General features: G+C 43.5%; 30 protein-coding genes and 2 CRISPR repeat arrays. All 30 genes read right to left on the bottom strand.

The genetic code is table 11. The features are described from left to right. Nucleotides 1-8 precede the first annotated feature (8 nt). Nucleotides 9-636: a CRISPR direct-repeat array (repeat unit 30 nt; unit sequence GTTTCAAACCCTTATAGGTAGTCTACAAAC). A 162-nt stretch (nt 637-798) separates the two neighbouring features. The 30 genes from C508_RS0110785 to C508_RS0110935 all read right to left on the bottom strand — a co-directional run bounded on the left by C508_RS0110785 (nt 799) and on the right by C508_RS0110935 (nt 23542). Beyond that, nucleotides 799-3210, bottom strand: a complete 2412-nt coding sequence (locus C508_RS0110785; protein ID WP_018703581.1) for an ATP-dependent DNA helicase — start codon at nt 3208-3210, stop codon at nt 799-801. Between the two features lie 20 nt (nt 3211-3230). Continuing rightward, the gene (gene cas6 / locus C508_RS0110790) at nt 3231-3899 is read right to left on the bottom strand and encodes a CRISPR-associated endoribonuclease Cas6 (RefSeq protein WP_018703582.1); all 669 of its coding nucleotides are present in this window, start codon (nt 3897-3899) and stop codon (nt 3231-3233) included. Continuing rightward, nucleotides 3896-4744: a hypothetical protein gene (locus C508_RS0110795; protein WP_018703583.1), complete on the bottom strand. Its 849-nt coding sequence runs from the start codon at nt 4742-4744 to the stop codon at nt 3896-3898. The genes cas6 and C508_RS0110795 overlap by 4 nt, the downstream gene beginning before the upstream one ends. Further along, nucleotides 4725-5456: a hypothetical protein gene (locus C508_RS0110800; RefSeq protein ID WP_018703584.1), complete on the bottom strand. Its 732-nt coding sequence runs from the start codon at nt 5454-5456 to the stop codon at nt 4725-4727. The genes C508_RS0110795 and C508_RS0110800 overlap by 20 nt, the downstream gene beginning before the upstream one ends. 13 nt (nt 5457-5469) lie before the next feature. Further along, a complete protein-coding gene (locus tag C508_RS0110805) occupies nt 5470-6498 on the bottom strand; it encodes a hypothetical protein (RefSeq protein ID WP_018703585.1) in 1029 nt (342 codons plus the stop codon). A gap of 157 nt (nt 6499-6655) precedes the next feature. Further along, nucleotides 6656-7207, bottom strand: coding sequence for a thymidine kinase (locus C508_RS0110810; protein ID WP_018703586.1), 552 nt, complete (start codon nt 7205-7207; stop codon nt 6656-6658). A 102-nt stretch (nt 7208-7309) separates the two neighbouring features. Beyond that, entirely contained in the window at nt 7310-7570 is a 261-nt protein-coding gene (locus C508_RS0110815) for a hypothetical protein (RefSeq protein ID WP_018703587.1), read from the bottom strand. Nucleotides 7571-7604: 34 nt separating this feature from the next. Then, complete coding sequence (locus C508_RS0110820) at nt 7605-7967, bottom strand: hypothetical protein (RefSeq protein ID WP_018703588.1); 363 nt, start codon at nt 7965-7967, stop codon at nt 7605-7607. Nucleotides 7968-7979: 12 nt separating this feature from the next. Further along, nucleotides 7980-8393, bottom strand: a complete 414-nt coding sequence (locus C508_RS0110825; protein ID WP_018703589.1) for a hypothetical protein — start codon at nt 8391-8393, stop codon at nt 7980-7982. A 221-nt stretch (nt 8394-8614) separates the two neighbouring features. After that, the gene (locus tag C508_RS20350; protein ID WP_156817619.1) at nt 8615-8851 is read right to left on the bottom strand and encodes a hypothetical protein; all 237 of its coding nucleotides are present in this window, start codon (nt 8849-8851) and stop codon (nt 8615-8617) included. A 22-nt stretch (nt 8852-8873) separates the two neighbouring features. Continuing rightward, nucleotides 8874-10199, bottom strand: a complete 1326-nt coding sequence (locus C508_RS19485) for a hypothetical protein (RefSeq protein WP_018703591.1) — start codon at nt 10197-10199, stop codon at nt 8874-8876. A gap of 168 nt (nt 10200-10367) precedes the next feature. Beyond that, nucleotides 10368-10781 carry a hypothetical protein gene (locus tag C508_RS0110840; RefSeq protein WP_018703592.1) on the bottom strand — a complete coding sequence of 138 codons (414 nt, stop codon included), beginning with the start codon at nt 10779-10781 and terminating at the stop codon, nt 10368-10370. 15 nt (nt 10782-10796) lie between these two features. Next, nucleotides 10797-11354, bottom strand: coding sequence for a hypothetical protein (locus C508_RS0110845; protein ID WP_018703593.1), 558 nt, complete (start codon nt 11352-11354; stop codon nt 10797-10799). 165 nt (nt 11355-11519) lie between these two features. Beyond that, complete coding sequence (locus C508_RS0110850; RefSeq protein WP_018703594.1) at nt 11520-12107, bottom strand: DUF6036 family nucleotidyltransferase; 588 nt, start codon at nt 12105-12107, stop codon at nt 11520-11522. Continuing rightward, nucleotides 12086-12637, bottom strand: a complete 552-nt coding sequence (locus C508_RS0110855; RefSeq protein WP_018703595.1) for a DUF6788 family protein — start codon at nt 12635-12637, stop codon at nt 12086-12088. Before C508_RS0110855 ends, C508_RS0110850 begins: the two co-directional genes overlap by 22 nt. A 115-nt stretch (nt 12638-12752) precedes the next feature. Continuing rightward, on the bottom strand, nt 12753-13397 hold the full coding sequence (locus tag C508_RS0110860; RefSeq protein WP_018703596.1) for a DUF6927 domain-containing protein: 645 nt from the start codon (nt 13395-13397) through the stop codon (nt 12753-12755). 15 nt (nt 13398-13412) lie between these two features. Beyond that, nucleotides 13413-13775, bottom strand: a complete 363-nt coding sequence (locus C508_RS0110865; RefSeq protein ID WP_018703597.1) for a hypothetical protein — start codon at nt 13773-13775, stop codon at nt 13413-13415. A gap of 18 nt (nt 13776-13793) precedes the next feature. After that, complete coding sequence (locus tag C508_RS20355; protein WP_018703598.1) at nt 13794-13940, bottom strand: hypothetical protein; 147 nt, start codon at nt 13938-13940, stop codon at nt 13794-13796. Beyond that, nucleotides 13933-14304, bottom strand: a complete 372-nt coding sequence (locus tag C508_RS0110875) for a hypothetical protein (protein WP_018703599.1) — start codon at nt 14302-14304, stop codon at nt 13933-13935. Before C508_RS0110875 ends, C508_RS20355 begins: the two co-directional genes overlap by 8 nt. A gap of 107 nt (nt 14305-14411) precedes the next feature. After that, on the bottom strand, nt 14412-14822 hold the full coding sequence (locus tag C508_RS0110880) for a hypothetical protein (protein ID WP_018703600.1): 411 nt from the start codon (nt 14820-14822) through the stop codon (nt 14412-14414). 60 nt (nt 14823-14882) lie between these two features. After that, the gene (locus C508_RS0110885) at nt 14883-15218 is read right to left on the bottom strand and encodes a hypothetical protein (RefSeq protein WP_018703601.1); all 336 of its coding nucleotides are present in this window, start codon (nt 15216-15218) and stop codon (nt 14883-14885) included. A 21-nt stretch (nt 15219-15239) separates the two neighbouring features. Next, a complete protein-coding gene (locus C508_RS0110890) occupies nt 15240-15719 on the bottom strand; it encodes a hypothetical protein (protein ID WP_018703602.1) in 480 nt (159 codons plus the stop codon). A 122-nt stretch (nt 15720-15841) separates the two neighbouring features. Then, nucleotides 15842-17701: an NAD-dependent DNA ligase LigA gene (gene ligA / locus C508_RS19490; RefSeq protein WP_018703603.1), complete on the bottom strand. Its 1860-nt coding sequence runs from the start codon at nt 17699-17701 to the stop codon at nt 15842-15844. Between the two features lie 24 nt (nt 17702-17725). Beyond that, a complete protein-coding gene (locus C508_RS18375; protein ID WP_018703604.1) occupies nt 17726-19096 on the bottom strand; it encodes an ATP-dependent DNA helicase in 1371 nt (456 codons plus the stop codon). A gap of 509 nt (nt 19097-19605) precedes the next feature. After that, a CRISPR array of direct repeats spans nt 19606-20236; the repeat unit is 30 nt; unit sequence GTTTCAAACCCTTATAGGTAGTCTTTAAAC. Nucleotides 20237-20378: 142 nt separating this feature from the next. Further along, nucleotides 20379-21266, bottom strand: a complete 888-nt coding sequence (locus tag C508_RS0110905; protein WP_018703605.1) for an exodeoxyribonuclease VII large subunit — start codon at nt 21264-21266, stop codon at nt 20379-20381. Then, the gene (locus C508_RS0110910) at nt 21259-21648 is read right to left on the bottom strand and encodes a hypothetical protein (RefSeq protein ID WP_018703606.1); all 390 of its coding nucleotides are present in this window, start codon (nt 21646-21648) and stop codon (nt 21259-21261) included. Before C508_RS0110910 ends, C508_RS0110905 begins: the two co-directional genes overlap by 8 nt. A 256-nt stretch (nt 21649-21904) precedes the next feature. Next, on the bottom strand, nt 21905-22027 hold the full coding sequence (locus C508_RS20840) for a hypothetical protein (RefSeq protein WP_018703608.1): 123 nt from the start codon (nt 22025-22027) through the stop codon (nt 21905-21907). 5 nt (nt 22028-22032) lie between these two features. Beyond that, entirely contained in the window at nt 22033-22803 is a 771-nt protein-coding gene (locus C508_RS0110925) for a hypothetical protein (protein WP_018703609.1), read from the bottom strand. A gap of 47 nt (nt 22804-22850) precedes the next feature. Next, entirely contained in the window at nt 22851-23099 is a 249-nt protein-coding gene (locus C508_RS0110930; RefSeq protein WP_169342530.1) for a hypothetical protein, read from the bottom strand. 17 nt (nt 23100-23116) lie between these two features. After that, a complete protein-coding gene (locus C508_RS0110935; RefSeq protein ID WP_018703611.1) occupies nt 23117-23542 on the bottom strand; it encodes a single-stranded DNA-binding protein in 426 nt (141 codons plus the stop codon). Nucleotides 23543-23932: the final 390 nt, after the last annotated feature.

Genomic DNA, 23932 nt, shown 5'->3' on the forward strand with positions numbered 1-23932 from the left:
TCTCAAGAGTTTCAAACCCTTATAGGTAGTCTACAAACCGCCAAAGTCATGGCTTCAGGCGTCATTGCTTGCGGGTTTCAAACCCTTATAGGTAGTCTACAAACGGTGCTGGATCGTGTTATCTGAATGGAAAGAAATCGAGTTTCAAACCCTTATAGGTAGTCTACAAACTTTTTCTCTTCGTACATACCGCCAACTTCAAACTGAGTTTCAAACCCTTATAGGTAGTCTACAAACTTCACCCAATGCTTCACCCCAAACTTCCGCATTATAGTTTCAAACCCTTATAGGTAGTCTACAAACAAAGGCTTTTTTTATGGTTTCTGCTGTCCATGGCTCGTTTCAAACCCTTATAGGTAGTCTACAAACGGACGCAAATGTGTTTAGCTTCATTGCAGTTTCTAAAGTTTCAAACCCTTATAGGTAGTCTACAAACCACCGCCGTGTATAGCGAGTTTTTTGGTTTCAAACCCTGTTTCAAACCCTTATAGGTAGTCTACAAACTTTCTAGGAGTTCTTGCAGCTCTTCCTCCAATATTTCGTTTCAAACCCTTATAGGTAGTCTACAAACTTACCAGGCAAGGCAATTCCCCCGCACCCTACTTTGTTTCAAACCCTTATAGGTAGTCTACAAACCCATTTTACTCGCTATTTTACTGCCTATCAAAACAGCCCTAATCAATTATACCATCGACCAGAAACGATAAAGCCAGATTTTTGCTCGTAGCCGTTGTCGTCGATCCCCCGTACTTTTTACCATATTGGAAATCGACGACAATAGCATTTTGCCATTTGGGCTTAAAAATCCATAACCACCTGAAACCGATTTGTTGATGCATCTTTGGTTTTTCTATTTTTCCATTTTGTTTCTTCAAGGGCTTGGTTAACTAAAAAACCGAACTTGCTATACGGAGCCATTTGAATCTTTCCAGCCGCCGTTGTCCATATTGACTCATCGCCTATTAGATACACCCTTTTTTGTGCTCGGGTGATGGCCGTATACATCATGTTCTGGTTTATACGAGATTTTTCGCTAGCCGGCACAACGAAAACATAGTCGGCTTCAGAGCCTTGCGCCTTGTGGATACTTATTGCATAGGCCGGTTCAATCCAGCATGATATCTCTTCATACGTATATGGGGATATTTCATGGTCTGGATCATTCCAGCGCACTGTGATACCAGTACCCGTTTCCCCAACAATAGTACCTCTCATACCATTAAACACATCTTCGGTGCGTCCTTCATGGCGAAAAAACATTATTTTACGGCGCCCGGTAGTATCCTCAGCATACTCGGCATAATCGTTTTGTGTTGCAATAACCGGATCTCCTACCGCAAAGCTACCTGCTGACTCGTCAATTCGCTTGCCTTTTTCATTTAGTTTCGTCCGTAAAAATGCATTAAGCTGCATGGTTCCCATTTCTTCTTTTCGCTGATCTGAAATGACAAGGATATCCTCATGCTTTATTCCGTTTTCCAAAAGAGCAGCTATTTCCCGGTATAATGCTTCTTTGTCTCGCTCTATCAGTTGTACGGCTTCCGTAGGCCTAATTTCAAGCGAGTGCTCGTTTCGGACTTGAAGGGCCGCTTCCAACAGTTCCCTACCCTCTGTCCTAAAAACCGTCTTTAGCTCGGTTACAGGAAGAAGCGATGGGTCTATAACGCGTGCTGCCATCTGGTGGAAAAATCCACTTGGCCCAATAGCCGGCAGCTGACCGGGATCACCCATGATCACTAAATGAAGTTGCGGTTGCTGTTTAATCGAATGAAGCAACCGGCTAAATACCATGACCGAACAAAGGCTCATTTCGTCCACAACAATAATGTCTGTATGCTCAAACAGATTTTCCATGTCGCCTTGCCGAGGAAGAAAATCATTTACCCCTAAATCCTCGGTCATATGGGTTATGTTCGCAAATCGATGGATGGTTTGAAAATCTTCCTTTCGCAGATTGGCTTTTCCTCCAGCTACGGCCGCCGCCATAGCCGATGGAGCGATAACCTTAACCCTCTTACCAATGGCTTGACAATATGAAACCAACGCCTTTATGATATGCGTTTTGCCGGTTCCTGCTTGGCCAACTACTACACTGGTTTTATACGCAATTGCATTTTTTAAGGCTTGCTCTTGCTCGCCGGACAGCGGAATATCCTTAAACAATCCCAAATCAATGGAGTATCCATTGTTCGAGTCACCTATCCGGTTTGCAAACAACTCTGCCGCCGTACGTTCAGCAAAATAGGCTCCCGTCATATAAATTCCTGAAGCTGCAGCGTTGCCATAGTAATTGCTTTTTTCCGCGAAGTTTTCTCCTAACGTTTCTGCCACTTGCGAATAGTATCTTGCAGCTTCTTCGCCGCATTCTTTTTTCCCAGAAATAGTTACCTTCGCGCCACCTTGCTTCATTACGTCCCGGAAGGAGCTAATCAAGAGCCGATTTATAATGATGCTGGGATGGGTATCCTTTGATTTTTTTGCCAACTCCATCATCGCTTTATCGCCTTTTGTTTGAACCGCTACATGCGGTGTGGGAATGAAGGTGTTTCCTCTTCTGGCGTTGCTGGCTACTATCTGAGCGACCACTGCCATTGCCTCGATTTCTATCGGCAAATTCACGCCCAAATTTTTTGCCAATCGCTTTGCATCAGTTATTGAAAACTCTTCCGTTTCTGCAATGATGAAAGGATTGCTGGCAATCAGATCGACAACACCTTCAAACCCCCGTTGCTTGGCTCTTTGGGAAAAGAAAGAAACCAACATCCAGGCGGTTTCTGGTGACTCGCGAAAGCCCGCTTTCCTAAATAGTTCGTGCACATCGCGGACATCTTGCGTGTATACGTCCGGCAGATCACAAACCGTCCCTTTTGTTCCAGTCAACTGTCCATCGCGCAATCGTTCTCCATCAACTGCCGTTTTCGAAAACATTTTTCGGATGGATGATTGACGAATAATTTCCCAATCTTGGATATAAAACACCGTGTTTTTCCCAAGTTTTGCTACTTTCCCTTGGGCGTGAATAACCATGCCCCGCCGCAAACTGTCTTTTTGATTCCGTTTTGCCAGTTTAAACGATATGCTGTCTTTTGCTTCTGCTTCCATTATCCCCGAAGGGTCTTTCAGAACGGTAAGCTGGCCATCTGTCTTATATTTGGTTGTTGCCATCGAAAACGAATACACATTGTTAAGATATACGTAGACCCAATCCATTTTTTGCAATCTCCTTTCGTTTAAACCGGCACCACCAATCCAAACCCTGATCCAGTACGTTCTCCCAGGCCGCCATAGAGCGCAACTTCAATAGCCTTGGGTTCACCTGTCAGCTCAAGTACCACGTCACCACGGGCGGGTACCGCGAATTTATAGGGGATACTGCAAGGAAACCCTTTTTGCACGATACGAACACCCACCGCATTTGGTAGCAGCTCCATGTTTAAAAACGCATTGGTTCGGCGCACTAGATTTTGGGCCAATAACTTTTTCCAAAGTTCCTCGTCTTGATCCAAAAATACCGGCTTCTTTTTACCGTCTTCGCCACGGTAGGAAAGAGCAATAGGAGACAGCGCTTTCACGGTCATTCGACCGCTAATGCGCTGAACTGGTTGAATCGGAAGAACCTTCTTTACTTCAAATAAATTATTTTCGATCATAATCCCTTGTCCGACCAGTGAGACAGCCCCCTCTTTTAACGCGAGAGCTATGTCTTCTCGTACAGACGCAAAGGTAAACATGCCTTGCTGATAAGCCCAAGTATAGGGTTTAAATTTTTCCTTGGCATTATGCAGTTGCTTGGCCAGCGCTTCGTTCCCGGTATTTAATAACCGCCAAAAAAAGGTTACCGCTTGATCCTTTGAAGCCGGTTCTCCATATTGTTCTACCAAAATTGCAAGTCGGTTCATCTTTTTGACCGTCCTTTCTTCTTGGTACTACCTTGTGCCTTGCGCTCCTCTTTGGCAATTTCTCGATCCAAAAAGTCTTTTTGTTTTTGGCCCAAAACAGCGGAGGCCTTTTCCACTTCTTCTTTCCCCGGGAGTGCGGGAAAATTAAAAAAGGACAACGGGGAAATATAGCAATGGTCATAGAGCGCACGGTTCCAATACGGCGGCTTATAGCCTACAAAATCAATCAGTTCCTCTTTAATCGGCTCGGTCCAACCGGCAACCGGAATCGGGCGGGCGGGATTTCCTTCTTTCAAGACGCTCCAATTGGGGCACTCCTTCTCTTTCACATCAACCTTACCTATTTCTCCAAAGCCAATCGACCGCTTGCCGCCAAGATGGCCCAGCTTCCAGATTAGTTTTGTGAGCTCTCTAAAGTGCTCCTTGTCGGTCACTTGTGCGTAAAAATCAAGATACGGAGTAACTAATTTCCAGTACAGTTCCCGCGCTGCTTGATGTTCGCCCATTTGATTACTTACATAGGACTTACCTAAGTCTTGTTTTGCAAAGGTTTGCACAAAATCAGCGTGCCGATATATCAGCGTTGGCTCAAGAAACGAACCTTCTGCAGCAAAGCTGCTGGAAATTGCAAAAAATGAATCATTAACCAACGTAAATGGCAACTCTGGTTCCGCTAAGTTAGCCGGGTCCATTTCCGCTGGGGTTTTCACAAGCCCTTTAGACAGGGCCCACGCGTACCCATAAAGCCCATCGCCCTGAATCGGACGGATGGGCTTTACCGCTGGAAAAAGCAACGGCGATACGAGATGAAAACGTACCCGGACGTTATGAATCTGCTTGCTCATTAGAAACCTCAGAAACCTCCTTTGTGGCAACGTGCGCAGCCAAATGTGCCGCCAAGACAATGGACGTATCCATTGCTTGTTTATAGGCTTGCATTAGTTCCCGAATGTAATAGTTTCGCTTTTGCCACTCGGTTTTCATATACACTGTGGTTGGTTTCAAATACGAATCAATTTGTTCGAGCATAGATTGAACCGATTGGATAAATTCTGCTCGGTCTACATCAACTACCCCGGAAAGTTCTGTAGAGGACCGAAAAAACCGCAAACCGGCGATGGTCATTTTTAGCCGTTTTTTTGAAAGATTTACACCGTCAATGGCTTTCCATTGTTGGTGTTTTTGTGTTAATGACGTATTATCCCCCCGCAGCAGGATAACGCTGGGGACAGCGACCGCATCGGCGCTGGCGACAATCTTCTCGTAAAAATCAGCAAAGTTCATTTGTTCAATGCTTTCGGGCGTTGCAATGACCACCGATTGCTTGTCCCAATATTGCTGACGGTTATGCCCTGTTCTAAACCATTCGCAGGCCACACAGCAGCGGTCTTCATCGATCCGCCGGCAGATGTTTTCATCGGTCCATGTAGTTGACGACAATTCCTGGTGGCTTTTCGATGGCCCAAGGAGTGGGCCGCCGCATACACGGCAGGCCCCCGGCTCTACTTCTGGGCGATTTCCCAATCCTATATAAATAATCTGAGGTCCGCTATACATTAGGCGCCCCTCCTTATTTTTCCGCTTCTTTGGCTGCTTTTTTTGCCGCTTTCGACACATACCCGAACAGCTCCGGCATGGTTTTAATGGCATCAATGATTTCTTCCTTATGTGCCGCTAGATACGCGTCATAGTTTGCAATTGCCGCAGACGCATCAAACTCTTTAGCATCGCCATCTTCTTCGATTTCATAAAGCTCAAAGGATACAAACCCATGACCGCGGCCGCTCATGCCGCCAACGACTCCATTTTCGGAAAGCAAGCCATACATGGCCAAAAAGGCTAACCTGGCACCCTCATTGTCCGTGGTGATGCGCGAAGAGGTTCCAAGAATCGTACCCGCTGGCAGATACTCGGAGCCATAAATCATGGCTTCTTTCTCTACGCCAATATCGCTTTCTCCAGAAGCATCTTCAATCGCGCCACTTTCCGATCGCCGTGTATAGCGAATTTTTTGCAAATGAGCATCTTTCATAAATTCCGCATAGCTTGGAGCCTCGTTTTCAATCTTTTCTGTGAGGGCCAACGGGAATACCGGATCAAATAAGCTGGCGGTTTCGCGTAAGTACGGACGCAAAAAGCCGACCCGGGAACTACCTTCGAATTGATGTGCATGAAAAACCATGCCCAGGGCGCCCAGCATCGGAATTGTATCACGAAGCTTTTTGTATTTTTCTGGCGCCGCTGCTTTCGCGGTCATGCCAGCCGGGGTAACCCCGCCCGCGCGGAATGCCGTTTGAACACGGCGTGCCAAAACTTCTTGTTTTGGAAACAGCTCCCCAACCGTAACGCCCAGTTGAGCAAACGTATGATCAAACAGAAGGCGACGGCCCAGGCCGCGTACACCGTTACCAGACACAACCGGAATGCGCAGCGTCAACGATTCGCCGTTATGTTGGCACACCACCGTTTCGGTGCGCCGTGGTTTAACATTAGGGTTTTGGCCTTCGTCAAGGATCTCCGAGTGCACAATGCTCGAAAGAGCGGTCACCGTTCCGACTAGCTGAGTCGTTTTGTTTTCCACTACCCCGTTTTCTGTCATCCTAATCCCCTCCATAATTTGGTTTTCCACTTTTTATATTATAGTATTTATTTAAAAATAAAACAATGCTTTTACTGTCAAATTGTACTATATTTTCGCAAAATAAAAACCAGCACGTGAATTCACATGCCGGTTCAAGGATACTAAGCGATGAGTTTTAAGTTGATTCGAGACAATCACGGCAAAGCGCCCTATACTTATCAGCGCCACCTATATCGACGATTGAATCATCCTCAACAATCTTTTGGGATAAATACGCATCGGCACCACAGCTTACGCAAACTGCGTTAAGCTTCGTTACACTGTCTGCGACACAGGCCAACCTTCCCATTAAGGGGATAGCCTCACCTGTAGACCACATATCAAGACCGACGCAAATTACCCGAATGCGCTTTTCTAACAGTACTTGGAGGACTGAAAGAAGATCCCCATTAAAAAACTGAGTTTCTTCAATGCCGATAATGGATATGTCCGGGGTAACCAAAGAAAGTATCTCTTCGGCGCAGCCGACAACCTGAGCTTTCATCTCTACCCGCCCGTCATGCGTCATCACTACATCGTTGTAGCGAGTATCACGGGATGGCTTTACCAATAAGATTCCCTGCCCAGCAATTTGTCCTCTGCGTAGCCGGCGAAGCATTTCCTCTGTCTTGCCCGAAAACATGCTGCCAAAAATCAGCTCTAATTTTCCAACGCTCTGATTTGCCATAAATACTCCTCCTTCGCGCAATGCGCAATTTTAATAATTACCTATCATCATTGTAGGAGGAAAAAGAATCGATAGCAAAAGAGCCTTTTAAATATCCCGGGTCTATCTATAGTGTGTCACATGCGCAATTACTGGTTTAGGCATACCGCTTCCTCCTTTTTCAGGATGATAACTCGCAACGTCAGCCTCTACCTTATCCTTTTGTCCACTAGCAAGTTCCTTAATCCAGAAATCGCCTTGAATAAGTATTGAACTACCATCTTCAAACTCAATCACTACATCATCATAGCGGGCATCCGCCCCGCCCTCTTGCCGAATCCCTTTAATAATTTTGCCATTAGCGTTTTCAAAAACCATCTTCACAAAACACACCTCTTTCGATAATTTGGTATATGGATCAACGCCGCTTTTTCCAAAGTTGATCTGCAGCCTTTCGATTGACCAGCCATGTTTTTTCGCCCATCTTTACTTTATCTAGATTGGACAACCGTTCCGTTGCACAGGTCATTCTAACATTGCTTTCCGATACTTCATATTCCTGGGCAATTTGCTGCGGTGTCGCCCACTGCTCTTTTATCATTTCAGGCGTAACCGGTTTTTTATAAAAGTTATTGCTTATATACTCGATTAGAATGTCTGGTGAAAGCCCTTCTGGTGTACGCCCAGAAACATTAAAGTATAACTGGCGCAACATATCTATCGGTAATCCTTCCAAAAAAGATTTGCTCAATATGACTATTTCACTCGTATCCACTTTCATTTCCTCACCCTCTTAGCAGCCATTTTTTATACAGTTATATCCTCGTCTCGGTATTTGAATCTTTTCCGCCCCTTTCCAGAACTTTGACCGTTTATATACTCCATTTATGCATTCATACCTGAAAATTAGCTCTCTCCCCTTTTTGTCTTTGCGAATTAAAATAATCCATCCATTGTATGATGGATGCTTATCAATAAATAGCTCCATTGCTGCATCGTTATTCTTTTCCTCTTTAAGAAAAACGTACTCGGTGTTTGAAATATCTAATCCTTGGGGTATTGGAGTAACGTCATGCCGATACATCATTTTGTGACCTGGAGCAGTATGCTCCAGATTAAACTTTTCGATCAACTCGCTTTCCCTTGCTGAAGGATCATGATTTACAACTATAGAAGCGCCACAAGAACAAATGTAGATTTTAGCCATAGATATCACCATTCCTTTACTACAATTCACAATTTATTGTAGCGGAAAATAGTGTATTTGTTTTTGCATTTTTGGACATCTTTAAAATTTTTAAGCCATCTTATCAGGACTGCTCCCTCGCCGTTTATTCATCTCGGCATGATTTTGCTTGAAAAGATCTTTAAAAAGAACGTTCAGATTCATATTTGCATTATTCATCATGACCGCTCCTTAACCATATATTAACTACGATTCAATTTCCATCCGTAGCCTTCACATTGAGTGCATTTACCATTGGCATCATTCCCAGTGCCATTGCAATTAGAGCAAACAATCCAATCATCATTTCCTATGGCACTACTAAATACGCCCTTGCAAGTATCTCCGTATTTTGTACGGCGGTGAGGTTCGTTTATTGAGGAAGCATTATAAGAGTATTCTTTGCATACAGTACAAAAAGCAATTGGTTTGTTTTTCATTTTTATCATCCTCCACCTATCGTCACCCTGTCTCCATGAAGAGTTCCATCTGTTCTTCAAACGCTCCCGCCCAAAGCCGATTGAACCAATCGATTCCGTATCTAGCTTTGTCTGGAACTATGGCCGGCGCTACCACAAACATTTCTTCTTGGGTTGGATAAACCCCTTTATTTTTTTCGGAAACCACGGCGTAATAAATATCCTTTGGACAATTGAGGGTTGCACCAATTTTTTTGGAAATATTCTGCAGAGGCATTGGCGGTTCTCCTTCCATTGGGCGGGTCGTTTTCTCTCTACTTTCTACCGCTCGATACGTTAATCCCTTTTTGAGATATAACCGCCGCACACGATACACCGCCCATTGGTGGTTATCAAGGATCTTATTAAACCTAATCACCGCAGCTTCATTGCCGGTTTCCTTAACTAGGTCTATGAGTGACTTTGAAGAATATAACGCGCCTCTTGGATTAAACGCTAGACTAACATATTCCATTTGCATCGCTTTAGCCACTTCTACCGGATACTCTTTTTGCCGTTCGATCAAGTCCTGGATGTTTTGTTTATTATGAGCAAATGGGCAAAAGACACAAGCGCTTTTTTTCCAGATAACTTGGAGCTTGCTTTTAATGTAATCAATACAGTCTTGCCGATTCCATTTCCAATCTAATAGTGGATAAAAACCAACGCGCTCATAAAAATATTTATCTTCCTTGGTGCTAGTATCATACAATTTCGCTTTTTTGACTCTCGGCATTTCATCTGTATTAAAACCAAATGCTATTCTTTCTCGCACCGTTTTTTCAAGCCTCTTTTGAAAGCCGGCTTCTGATTTTTCTACCCGATCCATCTCCTCCGAATTATATCCAAATACATGTCTCGCTGGCTTTCGCACGTGTTCGTCTAGCCAAGACTCAATCACGAAATTCTTGAATTTCAGAGCGCATCGATGTTCGCCTGCATATTGAGGTACTGTCCCTGCATTAAGTTGCTCTTCTGATAGACGATAATATCCTTCAATATGGCATTTTTGAGGGGCTCTGCTATCTTCTAAAACAACATATCCTTTTTTTTGCAAGTGACCCTTCCTGGCAACCTGAACAAAACGAACCCCTTTTTCTTGCATCAAGGGAAACATGTATTCTTCGACCATTTTACCCGTATCTGGCCATTCTTCGCCTACTTGGGATGTTATCACAATTAGTTTTTCCAAATCGCAGGGACACGTTTCCGGCTCCAGCATCCATCGTAACAATATGGCCGTACTCTCAACGCCCATACCATATGACAGGATAACAATCTCAGAATCTCTTTCAATATGCTCTTTTAGTTGCTTTATTGCCGTATCCATGTGACCCGCCTCCCTATATTGACGTTATCGTCAATATAATCTTAGCATTGACGATAACGTCAGTCAATACGCAAAAAAATAAACTGGCTCTAAACCAGTTTATCTATATGACGGTTCTTCCGTTTTCGATATTGTTTCTAATGTCCACACAACCACTTACTACTAGATTTATTCAAACTTCATTCCGACGCCAACCAACAAACCATGAATATCAACGTGCAAAGACGCATTTGCCTTTATCTGAACAATATCCTCCGGCCCAATAGCAGCCGCCTTTTTTCTGTTGAGAATATCAATAATGTCGTTTTCAAGGTTTTGGAGTTTAGTATCTAAATAGCTCTGCAATTCTTCTTGAGAACGAATGGGAACACCTTGATTGGTGAATTCCCTTCTCACCTCTTTGTAGAAGTCATTCAAATACGTTACTTTTTTGGCTAATACCTCTTTTTCTAATTCCTGGCATGACTCTCCTTCTTGCTGCTGCAGCTCATCTAACTCAAACTTCCCTGTATCGATAATCGTATCCAAAAATGTAAAAAAACTATTCATGGCAGCTTGCTCATTTGGGTATCCCTTTTTCATAGAAAACCAACTCCTTTATTCTCTTCCTAATCCCCAGTTGCGTGCCGGGTCGTTTCTCCGGTTCAAACATAAATTATCTTTGGCAAATACGGTCCCGTCTTCTCCATGAAAACTAACGCGCCAATCCGTGTTCGTCTTTCCGGAATTCGACATGATTCTACTAGAACGCCGCTCATAGCGGATGCCTTTAAAAAGAACGGCCTTGCCTTGCTGAAGCTCATTCGTTTTATCCCAGAAAGCCGCTTCGAGATTTGTATAATTGACTTCCATCTCTTCCGGCCGCTTTGGTGTCTCTTTCTCTGGAAGATTGACACGGATATCCGTATTCCCGGTTATTTCAATAATATTTCTAGTGAAGTATTCCCGCCCGGCCGTTTGGGTATCAAACGAAATGTCTTTTAAGCGATCATCAGGGGTCGTGTTTTGGGTCATAGTACATACCTTCCCGCCCATGGTTACTTCGATGGAAGAAGGTTCATTTTTTTCAATATGCCAAGAGAAGGGTGAGCCCACTACGCAGTAGCCCCATTCTTTAATTTGCTTATTTGTCAAAATGGACGTAATTTCTTTCACGAATTCACCACTCCTGTTTGTTTGTTTTTTTGTTTGTGTGTTTGAATAATGTCTAAATCAAAAATGCTTCTATACCTTTCGGGCATTGGGCGGCATGGCTACATTATATCACGCGACAAACATCTATGAAAAAACCGCCAGTATTAGCTGACGGTTTTCCCCAACCTACCCATTTCCGTATTCCTGATTAAATTCCTTGCGTTGAATGGTTGCCCATCGTTTGCTTTTCGTGATAATATCCTGGCAATCAGCTTCTTTAGCTCGTTGACTCAAATACTTCCAGTCAATTGTTTCATAATGACCCACCATGATGTATTTGACCCATTCGTCCGGGTCGCCCCAAAACTTCACCGCAGCGGCCCGATCCACCAGGATATCTTCTACTGAAATGATTCGAACCAGCTTATCATTAACTAGAACTTTTCGAACCCGATCCCAACGCCCATCCAATGGACCTTCTGGAAATTCAACAATGACATGCGGATATTCTGGCAAATGCCACGTACCACCTTTGTTTTTAAAGCCCAATGAAATCATTACGTCTTTAATATCATCGCTATGCGTGGCTACCATATCCAAGTCCTGCGTCATATAGTTGGCCACCGTATAAAATTCGACCGCGGACCCGCCCACCATAACACATTGGGTGCCTCGTTTTTCTAGTTCATCCGATACAATCGCTGCCACTTTCATTTGTCGTTTTAGTGGATCTTCCGTTTGGGCAGCTTCAATTAAGAGATCACGACTTTCCATACTATCTCCTGCCCTTCTTCGCTTCGCGTAATATACCCACTCTCAGAGGCCCGTTTAACAGCGACATACACGGCTCTAGCCAACGCCTTTGCTTCCGATGGATTACGGCGTGTTCCCTCGCGGAATTCTCTTCGCGGACGCATTCCTGGCCTTACTTGTTGAAACCGCATTTTGTTTTGTTGAATGGCTGCCATAAAATCCATTGGCTCGGATTCAGCCGCAGCTGTTTGCGGCGTCGACCGTTTTCGCCGCGGACAAGCTTTGCGCAGCTGCATTAACCGATACCTGGCAGCTCGTTGCTCTTCTTCAAGACGCTTTCTTTCCGATATGGCTTGTTTAATGGCTTCTAGTTCATTTGGTTTAATATAGCGCGTTTTCACCGTATCTTTTTCGCGGTAGACCAAGTAATAATACGGATTCCCTTTAATTTTCTTTTGAATAAGAGAACCGCGAACCATGGTTTTCCGTTTCATTTTGCATTGTGCAATAAATTCTTCGGTGATCGCTATATCGTTTTCATTGTTGCCCATATGCATCACCCTTTCGCAAAATGTAGGTTAACTTCATTATATCCCCAGGGCCTTTAAAGTCAATGCCCGCTGAGTAAAAGAACGGCCCCTTGCGTAATGCAAGAGGCCGCTTTTTTTAAAACAATGAAAGTTCCTGTTCTGCTTCAGGGATCTGAATAGGATTCAATTGTGTTTCGATCGTGAAACTTCGTTGCTTCCATTTAGGAATCTCGCAACGGCGCCGGCTACCATCCGGTAGCTCGAACCACTCCATTCTACCTTCTTTACGATAGATGAAGTCCGTATAGCCAGCATCCCCTTCTTTGAAAGCAAGCGGGTGTTCAAAGGAAATCTTAACGCCATCGTGAATAGCTTCATTGCGCTGAACACGTTGCCAGCACTCCTTGCGCCACTCTGGAGCATAACTGCTGTCAGAGGGCAATGCTGTTAAGCGTTTAAGAATTTTTTTCGGGCAGTTGCGCAGCAAGCTGCCTTCAAATTCCGAATCCGCACGAAAGCCAATATTATAGCCTTTTTGCGGGTTCGGTTCAACCAATACTGTCATGCAAAACACGAACGATACCGGCCAGGTGCATTGTTCCGGCGCCTTAGTTGGGTCTGGTGTGTACCGAACGGCAGCATACCATTCCTTACTGCCTTCCTCCATGCCCGGAATAAGTGCCGTATCAATAATCTTGTAACACGTTGGATCAATCAACCGACGCTCTAAAAACACGTCCAAGCTTTCTTCTTTAGGTTTATTGGTGCATGTATATCCCATAGTAAACACTCCTCTCTACGAAGCCTTAGAAGGCATAATCGGACGCATTTCCGTCTCTGGTTCTGCAACATCAAACGTAAGCGTTGCTTCAGCGCCAGCTGCCATTTTCCGATATAACCGTTCATATTGTTCTTGCTCCGTAACCAGCCTTTTAAGTCCGCTACCAATATAGCGAATCTTCTTATGGCGCAAAACTTTGAGGTAGTGTTCCTTGGGATGAATAGATCCCCAAAAACCCACGATCATTCCGTACTTTCCATGAATTCTGTAATCGTCAGCAAAATTCCCCAGGGAACGCCCATTTACAATGACTTCCGCTTCCCCTTGGGTTACGCTGAAACGATGACGCCGAATGACCACCTTCATTTTCTTTTTCATACAAAATCCTCCTTTTGCTTAATGCAATTCTTTTTGATTAAAAGGATGCTCAACGAGCTGCAGCAACAATCGAATTTTTTCCACATCCACTTCTTGAGGAACCGTCAAGCCGGTTTCTAAATCATGAATTAGAACATCGACGATTTGATTCACTGCACTACCCATTGAGTTTCACCACCATTCCCAGTAAATTGCAGAAGTTCATTTGGTTGTACCAATCCAGCGTCATCCATGCTGCATCGGTATCCGTTTGCACTTCCTTTACCTTTTGCACCAAATCTTCTTTATCAGAGATTCGATACCACCCCAGCTGCAACTCTAGCGGCGTGGGCTGAAACTTAGCATATACCGGCGTGCTTGGTGGCAATTGTCTTCCCGATAGATAATCAAGAAGGCATTGGGCAGCTGCATCTTCCGAATAAAAATAGCCCGCCCAATCTTTCATTTGCAGTACGACTCCACCTTGTGTGTCAAAAATGACGTTGAAGTCTTCTGCTACCAGAATGGATTCCAAGAGTCCCTTTGCCATATAAAATTCCTCCTTTGGCCAAAAGGCCATAATTTTGTTTTACAATTCGAATATAGCACAGCTTTCCCTGACCACAAAAAGAGCAAAAAAAGAAGCCATAGGCTTCTTTAATTCATTTTTTGTGCGTGGTGCTTTTGCACCCAAGCCTGATGGTCTTTTAGCATCCATGGAAGCACCAGCACTTGCTTCAAATTTGGATAGTCTTCTAGTTGCTCCAATAATTTAGCGTCTGGATACAACGCAAATACATTCCCGGAAAACAACCTTTCCATTGGCTTTTTAGCAGAACAAAGTTCTATCTGTCCAAACCGTGGATCCGAAAGTCGATGTGCTTGTTTGATCTTATTGCGCTCGGCCGAAGAAGCTTTCTCAAAGATACGGTCGATAATTGCATCAATCGGTCCAAAACTAGGAGAGATGATTGCTTTTGCTCCTGGACTCTTAACCAACCACCCTAACCCGGCAATTTCTTTGGGGACATTAACAGAGTGCGAATCATAATAGAAAGCCTGTTGCATTGTGATTCTCCTTTTTCAATATCGTTTTATCGAGCCGCCCAACGGTTACTAGGCGAACCCTTATAACCCCATTGCTTCATACAGCAAAATTCGTTCCGCATTGGACAAGTCACTAATCTTTCTAGATAAGGCTTTTCGGTCTTCCACAGACCCCCGTTTACACTCGAGAACGGCCTCATGCAAATATCGAATTAGAAGTGAAGAAATTTCGCGTTCCCCAAGAGCTTCTACAAGCAGGTCTTTTTCTATTTGGCTCAGTACGGGCAATTGCGTTAGTTCCATAATGAGCTGGAAACGGTGAATCATTCGGCCCAGGGCTTTCCCAAACTGACCACGGGGAGTTTTCTTATCCAGTATTTTCAGGGTCTCATTCATATATATAGTTTTATTACTCATAGCAGCCTCCTACTCTATCTTTTATTTAAAGCGAATCCACGCAGACGGATCTTCTACTGGTTTGCTCTTATCGTAGAGGAAAAAGACCCATTGTTCGTTGATATATTCATTTTTCCCGATTAGAAGCCTTCCGGCTTTTTCAGGCCAAATGGATGTTTCAAAAAGGTAATCGGTCACTTTGAAAATATACGCAGTATCGGTTCCATAAAGCTTTCCCAATTCTACGGCTTCACTCACCGTTCCATACCATGACTTGATATCACTGAATGTAGGCTTTACCACTGCAACAATATTTTCGTTTGCATCCACAATAGCCACTTCAAAACTATCTTCCGCATATACTTGGCAATAATATGCGCCTTTAGGAAAAATGCTTTTTCTTGAGTCGACAGGATCTTTTACGATAGAAAGCTTCGCCTCTTCTTCCGTCTTATTCATTCTCATTATTTTTATATCATGCTCGTTGGATATCAAAAAAGAAATACTATAATACCAATTCATCCCTATTCCTCCCACCCAGCGACAGTTTATCGTTTAGTATTATCCCTTTTTTTACTAAACCCTTTTTCAGTCCCATCTAATTGTGGTAGTACCTCACTTAGATGGGACTGGCTTTTTGATGGCTACAGCAAACTTTCTAATTCGCTTTCCTTAACAATTGAAACCCCTAGCTCTTGGGCCTTGATTAACTTTGAACCACTGTCTTCACCAGCCAGTAAGTAGGACGTTTTCTTGGAAACAGAACCCGATACTTTATGCCCTGCCTTTTTGATCTGCTCTTCATAGTAACTGCGCGGGCGGGTGAGGGTCCCGGTAATGACAAAAGTTAGAGCGTTTTCGTTTGAAATGATCTTTTCTGCGGTTGCCGGTTCAATCTTCTCACGCATCTTAATCAGCATCTGCTTATTATCGAGTAGAGCTTGGACCGCAACCGGCCCAACTCCAGGAATGGCTGCAATACGCTTACAACCCTGTTCGATATCTTCCATTATCGCTTCAAATGTGCCTAAATTGCCTGCTACGTCGTTTGAAATGCTTCTGCCGATACCAACTATCCCGCCCGCATATAAAAACCGCTTCAGCTCGGTTCTGCGAGCGTTTTGAATAGCAGTAAATAGTTTGGCAGCGGACTTTTCTGCAAAGCCTGGCAGCTGCTTTAATTCAGTTTGGGTCAAATCGAAAATATCGGTGATATGCTCTACCCCAGCTCCAATCATCTTTGCGGCCGTTTCTTCCGACAAGCCTTCAATGTCTAGTGCTTCTCGCTTAGCCATATGGCATAAGGCTTGCAGTAGCTTCCCTCGGCAATCCGTATTGATGCAAAAATGCTGGTCGTTAATTTGCTGCAGGCGGCTGCAGCATTCCGGGCAAACCGAAGGCGCCTCAAATTTTTTAAGCGGATCGTATTGGCGTGATTCAATGATGTCAGGGATTACATCATTGGAGCGGATAACAAACACTTCACAGCCTTGAGACAGCTGCAAACTATCCATTACACCCAGATTGTGCAAAGATACACGTTCAATGCTAACGCCGCCGATATCCACTGGCTCCAAAATACCTACGGGAGTAATTTTCTCCCGCCCGACTTGCCAGATAACCTCTTTCAACGTGGTCCACTGGCCTTCAGAAGGAAACTTATAGGCGACCATGTTTTTCGTATGGTGTCCTGTCATGCCAAATTCTTCGGCAGCGTTTTCCTTGTTGCTCTTAATAACTAGTCCGTCAATCATATAGGGAAGCGCGGCGCGGTCAAAATCAAGAACGTATTGAACCGCTTCTTCAAGGTTCTCATGGCTAAAGGAAAAGAAAGGCGTTACCTGCCAGCCAAGTGCTTTTAGTTCTTCCAACTGGGTCGTTTCTGGTCTGGTATCCCCAGCTAGGTTATAGGCAAAATACGAAACCCCTTCCACTCGGCCAGCATCTTTATTACGAAGCATTCCGGCGCACGCATTACGAGGATTCTTTGGAACTGCCTCCCCTTCGGCTTCCCGTTTTTTTTGCAGCTCATAAAAGGCGTCCCACCTCATTAGCCCTTCAATGCGGATCGGATACGTATCATGACAACGGCCTAAAGAGGAAATCTTGTTAGCCGTGTTATTGATAATCTCTCCAATGTGCCCGGTTCCTCTTGTAACCGCCGTCTTATCTGGATAAAACATAACGGTCAGGCCATCGAACTTAGGCTCAATTACCCCGGGAGCCAATCGCGCCAGCTCAGCACGCAGCGCCTCTTTGGTATTGATTTTTGCCAGGGATAGAACCGGATACCAATGATTAAACTTTTCAAACCGCCCAGCCGTTTCCCCCGGTACCTGCTCATACTCTTCTAGCCCTGCATTACGCAGCCACATATCTTTTAGAAGGTCGTATAATTCATCAGCAATTACGGGTGCGTCATTGTCATAGTAAGCAGTATTACAGGAATCCAAATAGGTTTTTTGTTCTTCCGTGGTAAGTTGTTTAAATGCTGCACTGTTCATCGTTTTACCCTCTTTCGCTTCGTTTTAGTGAATAGCCATTTCAATTTCAGACCAAGACAGTTTCGCAACGCCAGTATCGCTGAGGATTAGTTCTTTGGCCGCTCGCGTAACCGCCGTATATAGCCACCTAGCATTATCCTTAAAGCAATCCTGTTTAACAAACACCTTAGCCCACTGGCTGCCTTGGGACTTATGCGCTGTTACCGCATAGCCATACGTGCATATGGACACTTCTTTGTCTAACTCATTCTTTTTAGTCTTGGTATTAAGCGTAACCCAATCACTGGGGAACAACGAAAGGTCAGCCACTTGGGCATGATAGACGCTTGATTTTTCGACTTCCGGCAGAAGAAGGATCTTGTGGTCTTTCTCTTTGTCCACCAACAAATAGGCTTTTTCCATCCACTCTCCCGCCCCGCTAACCAAAGCTGACGCGATCCCTGATTGAAGCGGCAAGTTAATTTCCTCTAACACTTCAAGTTCCTCTAAAAGAAGTCGATCCCCATTCACGCATTTTTGGCCATTGCTGATGGAAAGAAGCACATCTCCTTTTTGAGGCGGTTCTACCTCTCCAAATTTTGCTCTTCTTGCCCGAATGTTAAGAGCCTTACGGGTACGATTCGATCCCACAATACAAACGGCATCTTCTTCGTTTTTAATGGCTTCTAAGAACGCTGTGTCGGCGGGGAACGTCCGCATGATCGTTACATCACCGCAGGATTCTTGGGGAATAAAGACTCTTCTTTCTTTGCGCAATGCGGTTGCAAACATGAGAATTTGGCTTTCCGCAGCTTGTCGCCGTACTTCATCTAATGCTTCGTCAGGCTGCTCTAAAATATGAGGATCTTTCCCCACCGGCTCTAATTGATAGGAATCACCAATATAGAGCAGTTTGGCCTGACTTCCGCAAACCTGAGTTTTTAAATCACTATGAAGGTCTTCGTTAACTAAACTTCCTTCATCGCAAATCACCACATCATCACTGCTAAAAGACACTCTTGGAATCCAAGCTCCTTTTTCATCGGGATGACCATAGAGCAAACTGTGCAAGGTTCTAAAGTTAGCCCGGATTTCCTCGGGCATCTTTTCTTTTAATACTTTTACCGCCTGGTTGGTAGGTGCCACTACATAGACAGTTTTCCCTTTGCTAAGAGCAAAATTGACTATGTTTTCGACAATGGTTGTTTTGCCCGTTCCCGCATAACCGGCCAAGGTAAACTGAAAATGCAGCGCCGATTGCAAAAACATTGCAATTGCCTTTAACGCTCTTTTTTGTCCTTCGGTATAGCGCAGATACGTGCTGCGTTGGTATAAAATCCGGTCATTGGTTCGTTCTAGTTTTTTTATATCCAGCTCTGCAGCTGCATTGTCTGGACCGTTTTCAAATAGCTTCATTCGGCACCCCTCCGCACGATTTACATTATTCGGTATCTATATTATAACATCTATGCTTGTATATTACTATGTTTTATACGTGTGTTTTTTAAAATTTTATACGTATAAATAAAATCCTCCTCGTTTGTGTTACGAGGAGGATCAGGTTATGCTTTTCAGTTGGTTCATCTGCGATAGTTTTCATCCCTTATAGGTATTCTTTATACCCGACTTCTAGATTTTTGTCTGCCGATTTTCATCATGGTTTTAATCCCTTATAGGTAGACTACAACCCACTCTTCACATGCAATATTGGCCATTGAACGTTCCTGCTTCAAACCCTTATAGGTGATCTTCATACATGCCATTCACGCGGCGTTTTGATTCAACTCGCACATTTCAACCCCTCATAGGTGGTCTTTAAACAACTTCTGGTATTGGCGAGGCAACTTATGTGTACATATTTCCACCCCTCATAGGTAGTTTTCATACTTGGAATTTGATGGCAGGTAGTTTTCCGCCGCAACACGGTTTCAATCCCTTATAGGTAGTCTTTAAACAACATCGTAGATGTCGCTAAAAGATGCGTATTGGCCGTTTCAAACCCTTATAGGTAGTCTTTAAACGAAGCGTCTGGCGGTCCACAGCGTCCAGGTATTTAGAACCGTTTCAAACCCTTATAGGTAGTCTTTAAACAGAAGTACCGCGATTGCTGAACAAAGCGAAGCAAATGCGTTTCAAACCCTTATAGGTAGTCTTTAAACGTTCCACCTGTAGCAGCCGTACCGCTGCCACCGCCAGTTTCAAACCCTTATAGGTAGTCTTTAAACGCTGGATCATAATAACTTTGGCCCTCAATTTGCTGAGTTTCAAACCCTTATAGGTAGTCTTTAAACGGACTGAGTGGAAAACAGGCCGCCCGGGTCGACCGGGGTTTCAAACCCTTATAGGTAGTCTTTAAACTTTTTCTGGCAGGGGGCTAGCCGTGATTTGGTTGCTGTTTCAAACCCTTATAGGTAGTCTTTAAACTGAAGGCTTGTATTTTATTGTTTTTTCGGTTATTCGAGTTTCAAACCCTTATAGGTAGTCTTTAAACCTGTAGAGCCGCTGGCATCGGTTCCATTCGATTGAGTTTCAAACCCTTATAGGTAGTCTTTAAACCCATTTTATCCGCTTTTTTACTGCCTATCAAAACAGCCCTAATCAATTATACCATTATCCAGAAACGATAAAGCCATATTTTCTCTCGTGTCATTTGTCGTTGATCCCCAGGAGCAATTACGCTACTCCAAATCGACGACATTTATTTGCCAACAATTTTTAAAATTAAGATCACAAAGAGAATTACTGCAAGAATAAATACCCATCGTTTGTACTGATTTACCTGTTTTTGTCGTTCTCTTTCTGAAGCCATTTTATTCAGCAACTCTGCAGCCGCGGTTGGCGTGGAGCATCGCACGTCTGCTACTTCTTCACACAACAGATAATCGCCTTCATGGCCGATTCCGGTGATGACTGGGATTTTCGACTTTGCAATCGCCAACAGCAAAGTTGGGTGGTTATATTCGAATAAATCATTGGGACTTCCACCACCGCGGACAATAACAATACAATCATAGCCTCCCCGGACATTGATTTCACTGATTTGCAATGCAATGTCTTCACTCACGTTGGCACCTTGCATTTTGGTTGAAAATAAATCAAATTGTCCAGTCTTTAACGTTGAACAAAAATCCCCATATCCATGAATGCTTTCGTTTGATATCAATGCGATTGAATGACAGACGGGCGGGAGGCTTTTTTTATTTCGATGGATTAGCTCATAGTGTTCCTTTCTCCATTTTTTGAGTTGGTCTGGCATATTACCATTGCCTACATACTGTATTGACTCCGCGATCAACAAAATAGTCCCATTTTTAGTTAGAGAGATTTGCCCACTTATCTGTACTTCATCATTAACATTGATATCATCAGAGAATACCCAAACATTATCATAAGCTAAAACCGTTAGGTTAGCTGATTCTTTGCCGTGCGCTTCGGCTAACGTTATAAACAAACTCGCTTCCCATGGAGAAACTCGCACCACCGTTCCCTTCACGGAAAACTTTTTCCCAGCGAACGCCTGTCTAATTGGTTCCCTTAAAGACCGAAAAAAAGAAAAGATAGATTGCCCACTATTTGAATCATACATTCAAAGCTGACTCCTTCAACTTTTTACTGGCCTCTTTAAAGGCTATTACAAATGGAATAAATTGAGGATGAAATTCAAATAGAATTTGATCATTAAATCTATCAAATTCAATATACGTTATCATTGCAAATAAATGCTCTACTTTTAATTTCTCCTCCCACGCCCGAACTATTATCTGCAAAATTTTATCTTCCCTTTGATTTAGGTTTAATTCTGACCATTTATCCGTGATTTTTAAAAAATCGCTTACTCCCATATAAAAGAGACCGCTACGATCAATATTTGAATCAATTGCTGCAGAAATCACACATCTTGCAATCTCATCCTCTACTTGATTTTTTGTTTTTATTGTAACTTCCGAACCGTTAAGTCTTAGCGCCATCAACTTTGCACCCCTATCTATCTTACCGCACATACTGCCTTAGTTCGTTGTTAAATTGCTCATTCGCATCAACAACAAACTCGCGAACTGGTATTTCCCCTGCATCAGTCTTAAAAAGGCTTCCTTTCCGAAAAAAGAAAGGTAGGCAGGTCCAAATAGCTTCCGCCAGCACTTTCAGCTGGTCGGCCATTCACTCCAGAACAACCATTTTTCATATCGCCCAATAATATCGTAAGCATATTGGACCTCCTTTCTTTTATTCCTTGCCGGTTGGATCGGGAATGTTTTGCGCTGCAGCAATTCCCTTTTCCATCTCATCGCATTGCGTATCCGACATGCCTTCAACCTCATCTAAAAGGTTTTCATTTTTATCGTTCATCTTTTTTATTGTCCTTTCTTAAAATTCGAATAGACCTCATCGATATTGCTAAGCCATTCCAGTTTCTTTTCCAAAACAGATGGGCTTGGATAATAAAAATCGCAAGGCCACCCATTCTCTTTTTTTACCCCAAAAATCCGCTGAGACGGAAGCATGGACATAGCTTTATGAATAAATGGCACAAAAGCTTTTTGACTAAAACCCCATCCACATAGGATCGGCGCCGTGGTCCCAATGGCCAGACTAAATTCTTCTTCCCGGTTCACTATAGAGTGTAGGCAGCCAACTACTGGCACCCTTCGTATTTCGTTTAAATTATCGCCAGCCGAATCGCTGTTTCCGTCTCTTAAGTCCGATAAGTTAATAACACGAGCATATTGGATGTTTGCCTTTTTCATAAAGCGCATAATCTGATATTGAGCTAAATCTGGCTTCGCTCTCACCATTTTCACTTTGAGAATTTCTTCTTCATTGTAATTCATTCCCGCATGAAGAAGAGGAATTTCATACTTCTCATCCAACGGGCGGGAAGATCCTGGGTTCATCATAACCACAATAAGTTCAGGTTCCGCTTTGTAGGTCGCATAGGTTTTGTTTTTGGCAGGTTCCAGTGATTTATGATGGATTTCAAGCAGATTTCTAAAATGTCTTGTTTGCGACTCTGTATGGTCTGAAACTGCCGTTACCGGATCTTTCACATTATAAAAGCTGGCATAGACCGTATAATCTTTTTTTAGTTCATCTGCCTTTATGAATTCATTTTTCGTTTTTGCCATCTAATACCTCCTTAATCAACAAACACACGCACAAACAAAAAAACAAACTATAAAATACCTACCAAAACGACATCGGGTTCATCTAACGGGTCCGGTTGAAGCCATGAAGCTTCTGGATGCAAGCGCATTGCATCTTCAATCGATTGATGATGCTCCACCCTGTGCGCTAAGTCTGTTCCACGATGACGGGTAACCACATACCCACCGGGCGGGAATACATCATCAGGCGCCCCGGTTCCATCTTTCCATCTTCCAGACCATTTTCGAATTACAAGAGTTTCCAATTGTTTTTCCACCATTTATCCTCCTTATATCAAAATGGAATATCTTCTTCGGGGATACTTGGCCCGAAGCCGAATCCGTCTTGCTGATTAGAGTTTTGACTGTTGTTGGCAATACTGCCTTCGCCGGAAGCTCCCGTGGCGCGGTTACTATCTAGAAATTCAATGTTTTGTGCAATGACTTCAGCAACTCTGCGTTTTTGACCGTCTTGCCCTTCATAAGCGCGAATTTGCAGACGCCCTTCAACTAAAATCCGTCGGCCCTTTGAAAGATTATTACCAATGATCTCCGCTAATTTTTCCCACGCAACGATTGGAATAAAGTCAGTAGAATCTTGTTGGCCTTGCCCTGTCCTACGATTTACTGCTAATGAAAACGTCGTAACGGCTTTCCCGTTTGCTGTATAACGGACTTCTGGATCTTGTGCTAAGCGCCCCACTAATATTACCTTGTTCATAACTAAGACACGCTCCTTATTTGTTTGTTGGTTAGTTTGTTTATTTGTTTTTTTAAAGCGGTAATTAGTTGCCTCAATTCCAAAATTACTGCTTTATGGTATACTCGCTCAGCTTGAATCTTGGTTTGTTCTAATTCCAATTCATCAATATATGCGAGAACTTCCTCTTTTCCATAAATTTTTCCTAAAAGGATTCTTTCTCTTAACTCCGTTATTTTCATAATAGCAGATTTTGCCTTTCTATTGTTTTCAAATGGCACTGTCTATGTTTAAACCCATTAGCGTGAACGTCCCCCGGTTTTCCCCCTTTCGATCTATCTGCTACTTTCTAAAAAAATGTCTCTACTATTAGTATACGTATTCAGACTCTATCCAAGCAGTTTTTTTGAT

It is taken from the genome of Anaeromusa acidaminophila DSM 3853 (assembly GCF_000374545.1).
Lineage (GTDB): Bacteria > Bacillota > Negativicutes > Anaeromusales > Anaeromusaceae > Anaeromusa > Anaeromusa acidaminophila.